The following is a 17,202-nucleotide window of genomic DNA, read 5'->3' on the forward strand; positions in this document are numbered from 1 at the left end:
AACGGAATGCAAAGTATAATGAGACCGAGTAAATGCTGAACTTAAGGGCAATAACAGTTGATGCGAGTAGCGATCGCTGGGGCAGGACTCGCAGGGCTTTCCTGCGCTAAATATCTGACTGATGTGGGTTATACCCCCATCGTCCTAGAAAGCAGAGATGTACTAGGTGGATTAGTCGCAGCATGGCAAGACGCAGATGGCGACTGGTATGAAACGGGGCTGCACGTCTTTTTTGGGGCATATCCCAACATGTTGCAGCTGTTGAAAGAATTGGGGATTGAAGATCGCTTGCAGTGGAAAAAACACACGATGATCTTCAATCAGCCGGAAAAGCCAGGGACTTACAGTCGCTTTGATTTTCCCAACTTGCCAGCACCCTTCAATGGAATCGCCGCAATTCTGCGGAATAACGACATGCTAACCTGGGGGGAAAAAATTCAACTGGCTAAGGGACTAGTCCCAGCAATGCTGCGGGGACAAAAGTATGTCGAGCAAACCGACAAGTATACCTTCTCTGAGTGGTTGAAGCTTCAAGGTGTGAGCGAAGACGTGCAGCAAGACATCTTTATTGCTGCTTCTAAGTCACTCAATTTCATCAATCCTGACGAAATCTCAGCTACCGTGCTTCTGACGGCTCTCAGCCGCTTTTTGCAGCAAAAAGATGGCTCAAAAATGGCGTTTTTAGACGGTTCTCCGCCAGAGCGCCTGTGTCAACCGATGGTAGATTGCATTACTAAACGCGGTGGCGAAGTGCGGTTGAATGCGCCTCTTAAGGAAATCTTACTGAACCCCGATGGTACGGTAAAGGGATTTGCTATCAGAGGCTTGAACGGTGCAGCTGACTATGTAGAAACAGCAGATTTATACGTCAGTGCCACATCCGTAGACGTGCTGAAAAAATTGATTCCAACTCCTTGGAAACAATTAGAGTATTTCCAGCAGTTAAACGGGTTAGAAGGCGTACCCGTGATTAACATCCAGTTGTGGTTCGATCGCAAATTGACAGATATAGACCAGTTATTATTTTCGCGATCGCCACTGTTAAGCGTATACGCCGACATGAGCAATACTTGTCGCGAATATGCCGATCCCGATCGCTCGATGCTGGAATTAGTCTTGGCTCCGGCTCAAGATTGGATTAACAAATCCGATGAAGAGATTTTACAGGTAACTTTAACAGAGCTAGAAAAATTGTTTCCGCAACACTTTGGCGGCGACAATCCTGCTGGATTGCGAAAATATCATGTCGTAAAAACACCCCGCTCTGTGTACACAGCAACACCAGGACGACAACAATATCGTCCCAGTCAGGTATCGCCAATTAGCAATTTTTACTTATCTGGTAGTTACACCATGCAACCTTATCTAGGTAGTATGGAAGGTGCTGTACTTTCTGGTAAGCTGACAGCGCAGGCAATTGCTAGAGCTGCTAGCGAAGTGAATTCTCAAACCAGTACGCCCACGCTCAATACTCAGCCTGCAACAAATGCTGCAACTGCCTGATTCCCCCTCGTGCATGAAAAAGCTCGCCTCTGTGGAGGATTCCTACGAACTGTGTCGCCAAATCACGGCAAAGTATGCCAAGACATTCTATCCTGGCACGCTACTGATGAAAGAGGCAAAGCGCCGACGAGCTATGTGGGCAATTTATGCCTGGTGTCGCCGCACTGATGAATTAGTTGATGGTCCGGCTGCTGCCATTACCACCCTAGAAACTTTAGATCGGTGGGAGCAGCATCTAGAATCGGTGTTTGCGGGTAATCCCTTGGAAGACTACGATGTGGCGTTGGTTGATGCTTTGCAGAACTTCCCACTAGAGATTCAGCCGTTTCGAGATATGATTGCCGGACAGCGCATGGATTTGTGCTGGAGCCGCTATAAAACTTTTGAAGAGTTGCATCTGTACTGTTATCGCGTTGCCGGAACGGTAGGTTTGATGTCCACAGCAGTCATGGGTGTAGATACCACAAGAGACACGGCAGCTTGGAATCAGGAAAAAGAACCGTATATTCCCACAGATGAAGCGATCGCCTTGGGGATTGCTAGTCAACTGACTAATATTCTGCGAGATGTTGGGGAAGATGCAAGACGAGGCAGAATTTACATCCCTTTAGAAGATTTAGCCAAATTTAATTACACTGAGCAAGATTTATTTAACGGAGTGGTTGACGATCGCTGGCGAGAACTCGTACGCTTTCAAATTCGTAGGACACGCGAGATTTATGCTAAGGCAGAAAAGGGAATCAGCTATCTAGCTCCTAGCGCTCGTTTGCCTGTATGGTCAGCCTTGATACTTTACAGTCAAATTTTGGATCGAATCGAACGCAACCAATACGACGTGTTTCGGCAAAGGGCGTATGTTCCTAATTTGCAAAAGCTCTGTTCCCTACCAACAGCCTTGCTACGGGCGCAAGTGCTTTAATGAGGGAGCAGGGAGTAGGGAAAGAAAAGACAAGGAAGACAAGGGGGACAAGGGAGCAATTCTTCTAGTCACTAGCCACCAACCACTAGTCACTGATAACTGTAAATCTTAACCAGAGATAGGGATAAAACCTCGCTACGGCGTGGTAGATTTTTGGCTGTTGCCTGCTGTTACCATTCGATAATCTATGCCGACTTTTCCCAGAGCCGCTGGAATTTTGCTGCATCCGACTTCCCTACCTGGTCGCTTTGGTATTGGCGACCTCGGTTTAGCTGCCTACCGTTTGATAGATTTTTTAAGCAATAGCTACCAGCAACTCTGGCAGGTCTTACCTTTGGGACCTACGGGCTATGGTAATTCTCCCTATATGTGCTATTCAGCAATGGCGGGAAATCCGTTGTTAATTAGCCCAGAACAATTACAAGAAAATGGGTTGCTCAGTCAAGAAGATCTTGCCAATTTACCTGAGTTCGAGAGCGATCGCGTAGAATACGATCGCGCGATTGAAATTAAAATTCCTTTACTGCGTAAAGCCTGCGAAAATTTTCGCAATACCGCCTCAGAGTTACAGCAGCAAGAATTTGCTGGCTTTTGTAGAGCCAAAGCCTACTGGCTAGATGACTACGCCCTATTTATGGCGCTCAAAGATGCCTTAGAGGGTAAGAGTTGGTACGACTGGGAACCAGAAATCGCCCGCCGTCAGCCCCAAGCAATGGAAAAATGGCGACAGCAGTTAGATGGCGAAATTTTTTATCAAAAATTCATCCAGTTTGAATTTTTCCAGCAGTGGTCAAAACTGAAGCGCTATGCCAACATGCACGGCATTCAAATTATTGGCGATATCCCCATCTACGTAGCGCATGACAGTGCTGATGTCTGGGCAAACCCCGAAATCTTCTGTCTAGATGAGGAAACGGGTGCGGCGGCTCTAATGGCGGGAGTTCCGCCCGATTATTTTAGCGCCACGGGGCAATTGTGGGGCAACCCCGTCTATAACTGGCAGGCATTGCAGCAACAACATTTTAAATGGTGGGTGCAGCGATTTGAGGCGATGTTAGATTATGTCGATATCATTCGCATCGACCACTTTAGAGGTTTTGAGTCGTACTGGGCAGTTAAAGAAGGCGAGACTACCGCAATTAACGGGACTTGGATTGAAGCGCCAGGGGTAGAGTTATTTGAAGCGATCGCCCAGCAGTTGGGTAAGTTACCCGTACTCGCTGAAGACTTGGGAATTATTACTCCAGAAGTAGAAGCATTGCGCGATCGGTTTGAATTCCCAGGCATGAAGATTTTACAATTTGCCTACGGTTCTGATGCTGCAAATCCTTACTTGCCTTTTAATTATCCCCGCAACTGCGTAGTCTACACCGGAACCCACGATAACGATACGAGCGTAGGTTGGTTTAACACCGCATCCGACTACGAAAAACAGAGACTTTTACTTTACATGGGTTGTATTAGTCCTGACGGCATTCATTGGGACTTAATTCGGCTAGCTTTTAGTACTACGGCAAATCAAGCCATTATTCCCTTACAGGATATTTTAGGCTTGGGAAGCGAAGCGAGAATGAACGTCCCCAGTCAAGCTGAAGGTAACTGGGCTTGGCGCTATCAACCCGATGTACTGACACAAGAATTAAGCGATCGTCTGAAGTTATATACCGAATTGTACGGACGCGCCCCGCAGGTGACGCATGGGGGATAGAAGAGGGTGTGGGGTGTGGGGTGTGAGGACAAGGGGGACAAGGGGGACAAGGGGGACAAGGAAGCAGGTGGGCAATTACTGATTACCAATTACCACTCTTCACTGATAACTGACAACTGATAACTGATAATTGAAATGTTTCCCTCTTTTCTCCCCTCTCAAGTGCAGTTGTTGCAACAGCCTGAGTCAATTGCTTTAGCGCAAAAGATCGAACGAAGCGCGATCGCAACTCCCATACATTCTGGGGCGATCGTGACGAGTTTTGTCCGTCAAGGTGAGGGGAACATACCGATCCTATTGCTACATGGTTTTGATAGTTCGGTATTGGAGTTTCGCCGTCTTATCCCGCTTTTAGCAGCACAACATGAAACTTGGGCAGTCGATCTGTTAGGCTTTGGTTTTAGCGATCGCCCACGGGGAATCAATTACAATCCAGAAACAATTAAATCTCATCTTTATGACTTTTGGAAAACTTTAATTGACAAACCAGTTATTTTAGTAGGTGCTTCGATGGGTGGAGCGACGGCGATTGATTTTGTCCTGACTTATCCTCAAGCTGTAAAATACTTGGTATTAATTAATAGTATTGGTTTTAGCGGTGATTTTCCCTTGGGTCAGTTTTTGTTTTTTCCGCTCGATTATTTAGCTGTAGAATTTTGGCGACAGCGAAAAATACAAGCATTGAATTTGGGTACTAGTTTGGGAAAATTGACCTCATTTGAAATCGATGCAATCCGTTGTGCTTTATTACATACAGAAATGTCTGGTTGGTCGGAAGCGATGGTAAGCTTTACGAAAAGCGGCGGTTATGGAGAAATTGCAAATAAAATTGCTAAAGTCGATAAGCCAACTACAATTTTGTGGGGAGATAGAGACGAGACGTTAGGTGTGGCTGATGCGATGAAATTTAAACAAGCGATCGCGCGATCGCAATTAATTTGGTTAAAAAATTGCGGTCACGTTCCTCAAATAGAACAACCGGAAATTATTGCTAATTATATTGGATGTGTTTGAACCACAATATTATCGTCAGAGCGGGTTTTTCAAAAATCTCTACATTATAGGATAAATCATCTCGATAAACCCGCCCCCACAATCTAACATCGCTAGAATAGGCTTATGACTCAAGCTGCATCCGATTCTACCCCTACTAACAGTAGCCCACCACAGCACCCTACATTTATCCTAGTAGACGGGCATTCTTTAGCTTTTCGCTCTTATTTTGCCTTTGCTAAGGGACGAGATGGCGGACTGCGGACGAAAACGGGTATTCCAACGAGTGTTTGTTTTGGTTTCTTGAAATCTTTGCTGGAGGTGATGGCTACCCAGAAGCCAGAAGCAATGGCGATCGCCTTCGATCTAGGTTTACCAACATTTCGCCACGAAGCCGACGACACCTATAAAGCAGATCGTCCCGGGACACCGGAAGATTTCGTCCCCGATTTGAAGAATTTGCATGAATTACTTGCAGGATTGGCAGTCGAGGTCTTGACCGCACCCGGGTTTGAAGCGGATGATATTTTGGGGACTCTAGCGTTACGAGCGAGTGAAGTCGGATATCAGGTAAAGATTTTGACAGGCGATCGCGATTTATTTCAACTTGTCGATCCCGAAAAAGCAATTAGCGTCTTATATCTCAGTACGGCTTTTATTCAGCGCAACAATACTGGTACGGCTGAATTTAGTGTAGAACAAGTACGAGAGAAAATGGGTGTTTCACCATCACAAGTTGTTGATTTTAAAGCTTTGTGTGGCGACCCATCTGATAATATTCCAGGTGTGAGGGGAATCGGGGAAAAAACTGCGATACAACTCCTCAGTACTTATGACAATTTAGATAATATTTATGCTTCAATCGAGCAAATTAAAGGTGCTACTAAAAAGAAGTTAGAAGAAGGCAAAGAAGCAGCTTATCACTCCCGTCATTTAGCGCAAATTGTCTTAAATGTACCGCTAGAAGTTGAGTTAGAAAACTGCAAGCTTAAAGGATTCGATCGCACCATCCTCGAACCAATTTTAGAAAAGTTAGAATTTAGAACTTTCTTAGGAAAAGTCAACCAACTTCAGCAGCAATTTGGCGGCGAGTTTGAAGACAAGGGAGACAAAGAGGACAAGGGAGACAAGGAGGACGATTACCAATTACCAATTACCAATTACCAATCGGATGACGATTTATGGTTTTTCAGTGCAGAAGATACGGAGGTGGCGCAGCAACAATCGCAGTCGCCAATTCAACCCCAAATTATCGATACTGCGGCTAAATTGACGGAATTAGTTAAGAGGTTGCAAAAATATACTGATGCAACTCATCCTGTGGCTTGGGATACGGAAACGACAGATTTAGAACCACGGGATGCAGAATTAGTTGGAATTGGCTGCTGTTGGGGAAATGCATTAGATGACATGGCGTATATTCCAGTCGGTCATCAAGATGGTAATAATTTAGATAAGGCAACAGTTTTAGAACAACTACGTCCGATTTTAGAGAGCGATCGCTATCCAAAAGCGTTACAAAATGCTAAGTTCGATCGCTTAGTTCTACGCTGTCAAGGAATTCAACTAGCTGGAGTTGTTTTCGATCCGTTATTAGCAAGTTATGTCTTGAATCCAGATTCAGATGTGACTCGCAATTTAGGCGTACTTGCCGATCGCTATTTAAAATTAGATACTGTTAGTTATTCAGAATTAGTTCCCAAAGGTCAGACTATTGCTGATATTAATATTTCTAGTGTCGCCGATTACTGCGGCATGGATGTTTATGTCACGTATCAATTAGTGGCGAAATTACGGGCAGAATTAGATAAAACTCCAATTATGCACAAGCTGTTACTGGAGGTAGAACAACCTCTAGAACCAGTTTTAGCAGAAATGGAATATACGGGAATTAGAATTGATAGTAATTACCTGCATGAATTTTCTAAACAACTCGAAGCAGATTTAGCCCGATTAGAAGAAAAAGTCTATGCTGTAGCTGGTGAGAAGTTTAATTTAGGTTCGCCTAAAAAACTCAGCGAACTCTTATTCGACAAGTTGAAATTAGACCGAAGAAAGTCACGTAAAATTCAAACTGGTTATTCGACAGATGCGGCGACACTAGAAAAATTACAAGGCGATCATCCAGTTGTAGACGCAATTTTAGAATATCGCACTTTGGCAAAGTTAAAATCTACTTATGTTGATGCTTTACCAGCTTTGGTGCGTCCAGATACTCACCGAGTGCATACAGATTTCAATCAAACTGCAACATCTACAGGGCGATTGTCTTCTTCTAATCCCAACTTACAAAATATCCCGATTCGGACTGCGTTTAGTCGGCAAATTCGCAAAGCTTTTCTACCTGAATCAGGTTGGTTAATGGTAGCAGCCGATTATTCTCAAATTGAATTGAGAATTTTAGCGCATTTGACACAGGAACCTGTTTTAGTTTCGGCTTACCAAAATAATGAAGATATCCACACAGTCACGGCGAAATTGTTGTTTGAAAAAGAGACTGTCACTTCAGAACAGCGCCGTTTGGGTAAGATTATTAATTTCGGTGTGATTTACGGCATGGGGGCGCAAAGATTTGCGCGAGAAACGGGTATGAAAGCCGCAGATGGTAAAATCTTTATTGAGAAATTTAACCAAACATATCCGAAAGTATTTGCCTACTTACAAGGGATTCAAAAAGATGCGATCGCCAAAGGATATGTAGAAACAATTTTAGGACGCAGGCGCTACTTTAATTTTACCAGCGATCGCCTGCGAAGATTATTAAATGTAAAACCAGAAGACATCGATCTTGATAGTATCAAAGGACTATCAGCTTACGATGCTGGATTGCTACGGGCGGCTGCTAATGCCCCAATTCAAGGATCGAGTGCAGACATTATCAAAATTGCTATGGTAAGACTGCATGAATTATTACACAACTATCAGGCACGTTTACTATTACAAGTCCACGACGAATTAGTATTTGAAATTCCTCCTCATGAATGGAAAGAACTGCAACCGCAAATCAAAACGACAATGGAAACAGCCTTAGAACGTACAGACGTTGATTTTAGCGTTCCCTTATTCGTTGATGTCCGCGCCGGACAAAATTGGATGGAAACGAAATAAATCGCACTATGTATATTTAGATATAATTATTGACAAATAACGTTGGTTCATCCTAGACTCAAACATAGCTTAATTGAATAAACCGGAGGAGTTATGAATCTTTCGGAAAAGAATGAATTTTTAAATCGATTAGACAAGTTCGACTATTTGAGCGAACTAGAAGAGACAGAACTAAACGCGATCGTCGGTGGTGCGGTGGGTGCTACGCCAGAGGTAACACATGTATCACCTGCTTATGCAGATGAATTGGTGCAGCTAGCAGCAGCGTTGGACGTAGATATGAAAACGCTTCTATCGCAGTAAAACTGTCGTCGATACATCGCGTCTTACAGAACACATGTCGCGCGATCGCCAATATTTTGACTTTTGACTTTAATATATATAAACGCTTTCCAATGCTCTCAGAACTGCAGTTGCTGATTGAAATCTATTGCTGGGATAATAACGCACCATTTTATTTAAAATAGCTGCTAGCGTTTCATCGATCGCAGGAACGTGGTGTCGCCAAATTACCTCATGGGTGGTGGGATCTTCCTCTAATTCTGTTGGGGGAATTCCGGTTAAAGCCTGAATCCCAATTGTACCGAGGGCGTAAATGTCACTGCTAAAGACAGGTTTACCAAAAAACTGTTCTGGTGCAGCATATCCCATTGTACCGATCGCCACGGTGTATTTTTCCTGCGCCATCGTGATTTGAGTTTGCAATTGTTTGACGGAACCGAAATCAACTAAAACTAAGCTATGATCCGATTGTCTTCTAATAATATTGCTGGGTTTAATATCTCGATGAATGACGCTGCGCTGATGAATAAAATCGAGGACGAGTAGAACATCTTTTAAGAGTGCTACAACATCAGTTTCAGATAAGCGTTTACCTGGAACCAATTCTTCACTTAAAGGGTGTCCTTGGATGAATTCTTCTACTAAATAGAATTGTCGATCTTGCTCGAAGTAAGCGAGCAATTGAGGAATGCGATCGAAGCTTCCCAATGTTTCTAAAGCTTCTGCTTCAGATTGAAACAAGCGCCGCGCCAGTTGCATATATCTCTCATCCGTGGATGGAATCAGCTGTTTGACGACGCAATAGGGTTTACCTGGACGTTGAGTATCTTCAGCGAGAAAAGTATGACCGAACCCACCCGCACCAATATTACGCACGATTTGGTATCGTTCCTTTAATATGGTTCGAGTTGATTGAGTGCCTGCGGCTGTGGTGAGTGATGAAAAGGATTGTTCCGCAGAATTGTTTGGCTTTGCGCTAATTTGACGTGCTTTAAAGTAGGCTTGATAAGCCACTATAGCCCCACTTGTTCCCACTAAACCAAGTGCTGGAGGGACGAGGGGAATCCAGCCTTTTTGGAGAAATAAGACAAAACAAATACTACCCAATCCTAATAAAGCAGTTGCCCCAATGACTCCCAGCAGCCAGGAGGGACGCACGTACCAGGCGATCGCCCCACCTAATATAGACCAAGCCCAGATCCAGAGAATTTCTGTCGTTTCCGACCAATACCAAAATAGCGATCGCCCATCTAATGTCGTACTCAGCAGTTGGCTTAAAATCTGTGCGTGGACGAGTACGCCTGCCATTTTTCCTTTTGTTTCCGGCTGCTGGCTGAGGTCGTAAGGTGTATAAAAATAATCTTTGATCTCCGTCGCTGTCACGCCGACTAGGACGATTTTATCTTCCACCCAGCTAGGGTTGATTGAATCAGAGAGAACGTCACTGAGCGATACCTGGCGAGCGACGGCAGTAGGAGAGCGATAATTAATTAAGAGTTGATATCCTCTCGCATCAACATTTTGATAACCGCTGCTATTACTGGCGATCGCGGGAAAAGTTGCCGTACCGATCTTTAAATTCTTATCTGGAGTTAGTTGCGCTCGCACACCTTGTCGGCTGAGGTATTTCAGCGCCAGTTGCAAGCTAAAGGAGGTCGTAGCAGGACACTTAGAGGTTTTTTCTGGGGTCATGAACAGCAAACCTCGCCGTACTACCCCATCTCGGTCTAAGACTAAATCGCTAAATCCCAAACGAGTTTTAGGAACTACTGTCGGTGGTGCGACTCCCAAACCCTTATCGTCTCCCACTTTACACACCGCAACAATGTTATCGTTTACCTGCAAGCGCGCGGTGAGTTCTGCGTTACCTGGTTCTACGGGTAGATCGCGATAAATATCTAAGCCGATGATGCGAGGGCGATACTGTTTGAGTTTTTGTAAAAGCTGGTCTATAGTGCGATCGGATGCAGGCCAGCGATCCAGTGCTTGAATATCGTCTTGCGTGACTGCAACCACCAGCAAGCGCGGATCGGAACCTTCATCAGGTTGCAATTGAACGAAGCGATCGAAATAGTTTAGCTCCAGTCCTTCTAGCCGTTCTAAGTGACGCACGCCAATAACCAAGCCACAGACGGCTGCGCTAGCAACTAATATGGGTGGTATCGCCTCTGTAATTTTATGTAGACGACTCAATTGAGAAGCTTTGGATAATAAGCGCATATTTATATTGAGTTATCATATCCTGCATTATGACTGTTGTTGGTCATTGGTAGTTGGTAGTTGGTAGTTGGTTGATAGCTCTTGCTCCCTCTGCCCCTCTCTCTGCCCCTCTGCCCCTCTGCCCCTCTGCTCCCTCTGCCCCTCTGCTCCCTACTCCCTACTCCCTTTCTTTACTAACAACTGACCATTAGCAAGAATTCCCTAAGCACGTCCATAATTATCGTAATCATGGGGCGCTTTAGGGACAAGGGGCATAATTGCTTTGTTCGATCGAGTGAGTTGAACGAATCTTAATTCAGCAATACAATTGGAGCCTGAGCAACTGCACCCAATCCTACAGATTTGAGTAAATCCGACCATTCTCGCGATACGGTTGAATTATTGGGTGTTGATTGACGGCTTGCCACCATTGCCGCTACAGTATCGTACCAAATGCCATTTGCAGCATATAAAGAGACGCGATCGCTCGGTTTGGCTTTTCGAATTTCGCTTTGCAGAATCGGATCGGCTTCAACTCGTTGAATCCAACCGTCTACAACTACGTCTGCCGAACGGTCTTTTGGATCGCAGATCATGGAGAAATACCATTGATAGTTTTTCCCCGTCTCTAGGGATGGCGCACCTGGCATTTTAGCCATGTTGACGCTGACAATCCCTGGAGTTTTTGGCGAAGCAACAATAGATTTGTGCAGGATCTTTTGTTTATCGTTGAGTAAGACTAATTCTAGCTGTTCGGCTTTATTTGCAGGTACGTAGAACGATAAGGTCGGTTGGGCTGCGATCGTCGTTCCCGTATTAGTATTTGGGACTAAAGCTGTGAGTGCTTGTTTGCCACTAAAACAGCCCCGCGTTGCACCACCAACCCGGTTTCCTGGTGCGCCCCACTCCGGGGGTACGAAGGAAATTGTCGCTTCGCCGCGCTGCGAAAGATAGCTACTGATGTTGTTAATTGCTTTAGTAGCGTACGGGTTTCCTTGCCGGAGGTTGAGAGCCTTGCGAAAATTGACTAGAGCTGTTTCATAGTCTCTTTGAGCAGTGGCAAGATAGCCTTGTCGCATGAAGTTATCATAATCGGACTGGGCGTTTTGGACTGCTTTAGCGGGTGCAGCCTGCGTCGTTGTAGGGACTACAGGGGCAAAACAACCAATTGCCAAGATCGGGATTACGTACTTCAGCCACGGTTTAATCTTCATTGCAGTTCTCCGTAGACAGATATTTTTTATACCGATTAACTTTTCTGGATAGAAATTCAACTAAGCCAGAGGGTAGCAAACGACGCGATCGCACTTCAATTAGGAGGAAGTTGATTTAAGTATTCTTATAATACGGCTTTCCCCCAATTGAAAGTTCGGTTCGTTCATTTATTTTAAATACTACAAAATCATGTGGAATTTTTCCTGAAGATGGTGTATGTCTTCGGAAAATGTGATGAATAGCACATTTTTGTGCTGGTGGTGTGAGGAAATGGCGCGATCGCAATTTCTCCAGATTTCAGGGCTTTATTTTGTTATGGCGACTATTTTATAGTTATTGGTGGTTTGGCATCTGTCATCGGTATTAACCTAAATATTTTTATAGAAGAGATGTATCTGCAAATATCTTCAGTTTCTGGACGCTGGTGCGTGCGGCTAGGATTGGCTTGGGCGATCGTCGGGAGTGCGATCGCCTTTGGGAGTACTGCGCTGGCTCAAGTTCCGCCAGATTCTCAAATCGTACCCGATAGTACTTTGGGTGCAGATAATTCTATAGTCAACTCCAATCCAAATGGCTTAGACACGATCTCTGGTGGAGCCACGCGGGGAAGTAATTTATTTCACAGCTTCGATCGGTTTTCCATTCCTGACGGACGAGCAGCTTTATTTAATAATGGAGCAGATATTCAAAATATCATCACCAGAGTTACGGGTGGCTCGGTTTCTAATATTGATGGAATCCTGGCAACAGCAAGAGACACCACAGCTAATTTATTCCTACTCAATCCTAACGGCATAGTTTTCGGTCAGAATGCTAGCCTCAGAATCGGTGGCTCCTTCATTGCCACGACAGCTAGAAGTCTCAATTTTGCCGATGGGACGCAGTTTAGCGCTACACCAGGGACAGGTGCGCCGTTACTCACCGTCAGCGTTCCTTTGGGTTTGCAATTTGGTACTGGTGCAGGGGAGATTGTCAACCGTGCTAGTACTTTTGGTTTACAGGTAGGTACTGGCAGAACTCTCGGATTAATTGGTGGTAACGTCAACTTGGAGGGAGGTCGGTTAACTGCGGCGGGTGGACGTATAGAACTAGGCGCAGTCGCCGCCCCAGGAGTTATAGGAATCAACCCCGATCCCAGTGGTTTTCGCTTCAGTTATCCTACGAATTTAGTTTTAGGCGACATATCGCTGACAGCAGATGCATCAGTATCACCACCAAGACCAACTTTAGTTGATGTCAGGGCTGGAGGTGGTGGTAGTATTGCCCTCAACTCCAACAACTTGACTCTTAGGGGAGGGAGCGAAATTGTAGCTGGCATTGGGCAAGATTTAGGTGCATCTGATGCTGTGGCAGGAGATATAGACATTAACGCTCAAGGTACTGTAGCTATTGATGGTGTAGGTACATTTCCAGACGGGGTTTTCAGTAGTGGAATCTTCAATAATGTCAACGAGGGTGGCACAGGCAAAGGTGGCAACATCAATGTTAAAACTGGTTCTTTGTTACTAACCAACGAGGGTGTAATCTCTGCCAGCATCTTTGGTAACGGAGATACAGGTGCCATAAACATAACTGCCACAGAAGGAATTTCTCTAGACAGAAGTACAATTTTCGGTACGGTGGAAGAAACAGGCAGAGGCAATGGCGGCGATATTATAGTTAAAGCGCGATCGCTATCCCTGGCTAATGGAGCAAGACTCACAACCACATCCGAAGGACAAGGCAATGCTGGAAATATAGATGTGCAGGTGCAGGACAGTATTTTTCTAGACAATAGCAATCTCTTCAGCAATGTAGGCAATCGACAAGCAACCACTTCTGTCATAGGTAACGTCGGCAATATTCGGATTAAAGCTAAAACAATTACTTTAGCGAATGGTTCGCAAATACAAGCTAGTTTTTTGCCTAATGCGCAACAACAAGGAAATCCTGGTATTGTCTCCTTAGAAGCAACAGAATCGATCTTTTTTGCAGGTAGAAATAGCGATGATTCTCCTAGTGCAATTTTTACTGATGTGGAATCTGGTGCTGTAGCTAACGGCAGCGATCTTCAAATTTCAGCACCTATAGTTTCTATGCGCGATGGTCTTCTGAATGCTAGCAGTGCTGGACAAGGTAATGCGGGCAGCGTAACTATTACTGCGAGCGATCGCATTACTTTTGACGAGGGTAGTCAGATATTAAGTACATTGAAAGCAGGAGGGACAGGTCGAGGTGGAGACATTTTGCTCAAAGCGCGATCGCTGTCTTTAACCAATCGTGCAAGGATAAATGCCAGCACTCTCGGTACAGGAGATGCAGGAAGTGTAAGCATTACTGCGGACGATCGCATTTCTCTAGATAACAGTTCAATTTTCAGCGATGTGGCAGAAGCAAGCATAGGTAAGGGTGGGAGCATCGATCTGAAAACAGGCTCTTTGCTGCTTACAAATAGTTCTGTAATTACTGCCAACACTCAGGGTCAAGGTGATGCTGGCAATATTCAAATTACTGCTACTAATCCAAGCAATTCCGTAATATTCGAGAGCGGTTCATACGTTCAGTCTGAATCCTTTAGTCAAAGCAGCGCCGGAAACGTCATCATAACTGCTGATGGGCAAGTATCCTTTAATGGAACTGGAAGTAATGGTGTAAGTAGTGGAGTATTTAGCCGTGCTGTGACAGAAGGAGGTATTGGTCAAGGTGGCGATATAAGCATCAAAGCGCGATCGCTCTCTTTAACAGAGGGAGCACAAATAGACACTAGTACCTCTGGACAAGGTAATGCTGGCAATATTCAAATTATTGCCACCGACCCAAATAATTCTGTATCTTTCAGTGGTGGCTCGATTATTGAGACCAGCTCCTCTGGTACGGGAAATGCAGGTAACGTCACTATCACTGCTGACGGTGATGTGACTTTTGATACAAATGGCATAACTAGCAGTTTGTTGCCAATTCAGCTCGATTCCACAGAACAGATACTACAAGTACCGAGCGATCGCCGAGGTGGTGACATTAATATCAAAGCGCGATCGCTGTTTCTAACCAATAGCGCTCAATTAAATACAAACACTTTTAGCCAAGGGAATGCAGGCAATATCAACATAGATGTCAGCGATACTGTATCTTTTGATGGTGTAGTGGACATTTACCCAAGCGCGGCTTTTAGTAGCGTGGAAGAAGGAGGTATCGGTAATGGTGGAGATATTACTATCAAAGCGCGATCGCTGTCTTTAACCAATGGTGGACAACTGATAACCTCAACTCGCAGTGGTGGGCAAGGGAATGCAGGCAATATCAACATAGAGATCAGCGATACTGTTTCCTTTGATGGCTTTGGAGGCGAATTTACCAGTGCAGCTTTTAGTAATGTGGAACAAGGAGGTATCGGTAATGGTGGAAATATTACTATCAAAGCGCGATTGCTATCCATAACTAACGGCGCTCAAGTGAATGCTAGTAACTTTGGGCAGGGAAATGCAGGCAACATCGATATAGGCGTTCGCACCCTTGACCTCGATAACGGCGATATCTTTGCTGAGTCTACATCAGGGAATGGTGGAAACATTGAATTACGAGCGAGTAAGAGCGTGAGGCTACGCAGCGGCAGCCAGATCTCTACCTCAGCAGGAGGCACAGAACAAGGTGGCAATGGTGGCAACATCACAATTAATTCTCCTTTAGTCATCGCCAATGCCAATGGTAACAATGACATCACAGCTAATGCTTTCCGTGGTAGCGGGGGTAGAATTGAGATTAATGCTCAAGGCATTTTTGGACTAACGCGAATTGACGGCGAAACACTTCCATCTTTGTTAGGAACTGACACTCCCAGCACAGAAGTTTTTGAGAGAGTCTTAAACGAACGAGAGTCTAATGATGTTGCTGCAATTTCTCTTACCGATCCTTCTTTAGGCAATGTCAGCTTCAATGCTGACTACATCGACCCCAGCCGCGATATTGTAGAACTACCAACAGGACTAGTCGATGCCTCCTCTTTAGTCGCATCTGGTTGTCCCTCTGGAGCCGAAAATCGCTTCACCGTTGCCGGACGCGGCGGCTTACCCCCTGCACCAGCAGATAAACTCAGTTCTGATGCCCTCCTCACCGATTGGGCAACTCTGCAAACACCAGAAACTCAAAACCGTGTCGCAGTAGAAACAACTACCCCAGTAGCAACTAATACTACACCTACTCCCCCCGCAGAAACCATAACTGAAGCCACATCCTGGCAATACGATCGCAACGGCGCGATAATTCTCACTAGTGGCGATACCACATCACCAAGTCATTTAAAGACAACACCGACTTCCTGCCCTAGTTCTTAACTCAAAGCTGAAGATGTAGTTTGATGGCGTTATCAACTAATGCCATCATTTCTTTGCTTAAGCAACCAATGCATTCACCATCAAGACGCTGTTTTGAGATGGTACGAATTTGTTGTGCTTGAACTTTAGACGATTTTGTCAAACCGCTATCTTCTGGTTCTAGCTTCACTTCAAACGGGTAAATGCGACTTATATTTGATGTAATTGGCAGTACTGTAACCATATCAGCAGCCCGATTATTCGCATTATTACTAACAATTAGTACGGGGCGGCGCTTGCTGATTTCAGAACCAATTGTAGGGTTAAGATTAGCGTAATAAATCTCACCACGTTTCATTAGCAAGTCCATCAGCAACAGTCACTTCCCAATCAGGATCGATTTCCTGGTTTGCTTCGCGATAAGCTGCTTCTAACTCCTGCTGCTGTAACAACTGCAAAGCTGTTTCAATTACCTGAGAGCGAGATTTATGCTGATGTGTATTCTTGTAAGTCTCAATAAATCTCATCAAAGATGAGGAGAGAGAGATGGAAATTTTTTCTGTAGCCACTTAGTAGTACCACATAGAATACTTTTCTATCCTACTCAAGATACTACTTTTATTCCCCCCTTTCCAAGCAGGGCTACAGGAAATCGGCAATCACATAGCTTTAGTGAAATGGTATTAACAAGAGGGCTATAGTTCCCCAACTCTCTAAAAAGGGCTATAAATTTGGTTGCACCTGGCATCACCATAGCGGTTTTCAATTGGGTGAAATACACAGACTGTAGGGGTGCACAGCTGTGCGCCCCTACCAGTGTTATATGCGCGATCGCGAATTGCTGTAGATAAAAATAATGCGATCGCAACGTTTGCGCTTCTCTACACCCTTGCAAGCATTCTTAACCGCAGACAGGTGATTTTTCTGGCAATATCACTTTAGGCAATGTAGCCTTGGATACTGAGATACTTGTCTCAAAAATCACA

Annotated in this window: 12 protein-coding genes; 8 read left to right on the forward strand and 4 right to left on the reverse strand. The window is 44.8% G+C overall.

Annotated elements, in window-relative coordinates; translation table 11 throughout:
- Window positions 1-60 precede the first annotated feature (60 nt).
- The 6 genes from pds to H6G17_RS00800 all read left to right on the forward strand — a co-directional run bounded on the left by pds (window position 61) and on the right by H6G17_RS00800 (window position 8,534).
- A complete protein-coding gene (pds, locus tag H6G17_RS00775; RefSeq protein ID WP_192153464.1) occupies window positions 61-1,503 on the forward strand; it encodes a 15-cis-phytoene desaturase in 1,443 nt (480 codons plus the stop codon).
- Window positions 1,487-2,422, forward strand: a complete 936-nt coding sequence (crtB, locus tag H6G17_RS00780; protein WP_192153465.1) for a 15-cis-phytoene synthase CrtB — start codon at window positions 1,487-1,489, stop codon at window positions 2,420-2,422. Before pds ends, crtB begins: the two co-directional genes overlap by 17 nt.
- A gap of 187 nt (window positions 2,423-2,609) precedes the next feature.
- Entirely contained in the window at window positions 2,610-4,130 is a 1,521-nt protein-coding gene (gene malQ, locus H6G17_RS00785) for a 4-alpha-glucanotransferase (protein ID WP_192153466.1), read from the forward strand.
- 135 nt (window positions 4,131-4,265) lie between these two features.
- On the forward strand, window positions 4,266-5,144 hold the full coding sequence (locus H6G17_RS00790) for an alpha/beta fold hydrolase (protein WP_192153467.1): 879 nt from the start codon (window positions 4,266-4,268) through the stop codon (window positions 5,142-5,144).
- A gap of 105 nt (window positions 5,145-5,249) precedes the next feature.
- The gene (polA, locus tag H6G17_RS00795) at window positions 5,250-8,231 is read left to right on the forward strand and encodes a DNA polymerase I (protein WP_192153468.1); all 2,982 of its coding nucleotides are present in this window, start codon (window positions 5,250-5,252) and stop codon (window positions 8,229-8,231) included.
- Between the two features lie 93 nt (window positions 8,232-8,324).
- Window positions 8,325-8,534: a hypothetical protein gene (locus tag H6G17_RS00800; RefSeq protein WP_192153469.1), complete on the forward strand. Its 210-nt coding sequence runs from the start codon at window positions 8,325-8,327 to the stop codon at window positions 8,532-8,534.
- A 69-nt stretch (window positions 8,535-8,603) separates the two neighbouring features.
- On the opposite strand, the gene H6G17_RS00805 is transcribed toward H6G17_RS00800, so the two are convergent.
- Both H6G17_RS00805 and H6G17_RS00810 read right to left on the reverse strand, forming a co-directional pair.
- Window positions 8,604-10,733 carry a CHASE2 domain-containing serine/threonine-protein kinase gene (locus H6G17_RS00805; RefSeq protein ID WP_192153470.1) on the reverse strand — a complete coding sequence of 710 codons (2,130 nt, stop codon included), beginning with the start codon at window positions 10,731-10,733 and terminating at the stop codon, window positions 8,604-8,606.
- A 290-nt stretch (window positions 10,734-11,023) separates the two neighbouring features.
- Window positions 11,024-11,926: a DUF928 domain-containing protein gene (locus H6G17_RS00810; RefSeq protein ID WP_192153471.1), complete on the reverse strand. Its 903-nt coding sequence runs from the start codon at window positions 11,924-11,926 to the stop codon at window positions 11,024-11,026.
- 345 nt (window positions 11,927-12,271) lie between these two features.
- On the opposite strand from H6G17_RS00810, the gene H6G17_RS00815 reads away from it, so the two are divergent.
- Window positions 12,272-16,237 (forward strand): filamentous hemagglutinin N-terminal domain-containing protein, encoded by a 3,966-nt coding sequence (locus tag H6G17_RS00815; protein WP_192153472.1) that lies wholly within the window; start codon window positions 12,272-12,274, stop codon window positions 16,235-16,237.
- A 1-nt stretch (window position 16,238) separates the two neighbouring features.
- Here H6G17_RS00815 and H6G17_RS00820 read toward each other — a convergent pair whose 3' ends face one another.
- Window positions 16,239-16,574 (reverse strand): type II toxin-antitoxin system PemK/MazF family toxin, encoded by a 336-nt coding sequence (locus tag H6G17_RS00820; protein ID WP_192153473.1) that lies wholly within the window; start codon window positions 16,572-16,574, stop codon window positions 16,239-16,241.
- Window positions 16,561-16,785, reverse strand: coding sequence for a CopG family transcriptional regulator (locus tag H6G17_RS00825; protein WP_181246293.1), 225 nt, complete (start codon window positions 16,783-16,785; stop codon window positions 16,561-16,563). Before H6G17_RS00825 ends, H6G17_RS00820 begins: the two co-directional genes overlap by 14 nt.
- A gap of 223 nt (window positions 16,786-17,008) precedes the next feature.
- Here H6G17_RS00825 and H6G17_RS00830 point away from each other — a divergent pair, with 223 nt between their 5' ends.
- Window positions 17,009-17,158, forward strand: coding sequence for a hypothetical protein (locus tag H6G17_RS00830; RefSeq protein WP_192153474.1), 150 nt, complete (start codon window positions 17,009-17,011; stop codon window positions 17,156-17,158).
- Window positions 17,159-17,202: the final 44 nt, after the last annotated feature.

Origin of the sequence: Chroococcidiopsis sp. [FACHB-1243], assembly GCF_014696895.1 — a bacterium.
Taxonomy (GTDB): domain Bacteria; phylum Cyanobacteriota; class Cyanobacteriia; order Cyanobacteriales; family Chroococcidiopsidaceae; genus Chroococcidiopsis.

Excerpts from the sequence above, each read along its gene's own strand:
- pds (WP_192153464.1), top strand. The coding sequence starts at position 61 with ATGCGAGTAGCGATCGCTGGGGCAGGACTCGCAGGGCTTTCCTGCGCT.
- H6G17_RS00805 (WP_192153470.1), bottom strand. The coding sequence starts at position 10,733 with ATGCGCTTATTATCCAAAGCTTCTCAATTGAGTCGTCTACATAAAATT.
- H6G17_RS00790 (WP_192153467.1), top strand. The coding sequence starts at position 4,266 with ATGTTTCCCTCTTTTCTCCCCTCTCAAGTGCAGTTGTTGCAACAGCCT.
- H6G17_RS00820 (WP_192153473.1), bottom strand. The coding sequence starts at position 16,574 with ATGAAACGTGGTGAGATTTATTACGCTAATCTTAACCCTACAATTGGT.
- H6G17_RS00810 (WP_192153471.1), bottom strand. The coding sequence starts at position 11,926 with ATGAAGATTAAACCGTGGCTGAAGTACGTAATCCCGATCTTGGCAATT.
- polA (WP_192153468.1), top strand. The coding sequence starts at position 5,250 with ATGACTCAAGCTGCATCCGATTCTACCCCTACTAACAGTAGCCCACCA.
- malQ (WP_192153466.1), top strand. The coding sequence starts at position 2,610 with ATGCCGACTTTTCCCAGAGCCGCTGGAATTTTGCTGCATCCGACTTCC.
- H6G17_RS00800 (WP_192153469.1), top strand. The coding sequence starts at position 8,325 with ATGAATCTTTCGGAAAAGAATGAATTTTTAAATCGATTAGACAAGTTC.
- crtB (WP_192153465.1), top strand. The coding sequence starts at position 1,487 with ATGCTGCAACTGCCTGATTCCCCCTCGTGCATGAAAAAGCTCGCCTCT.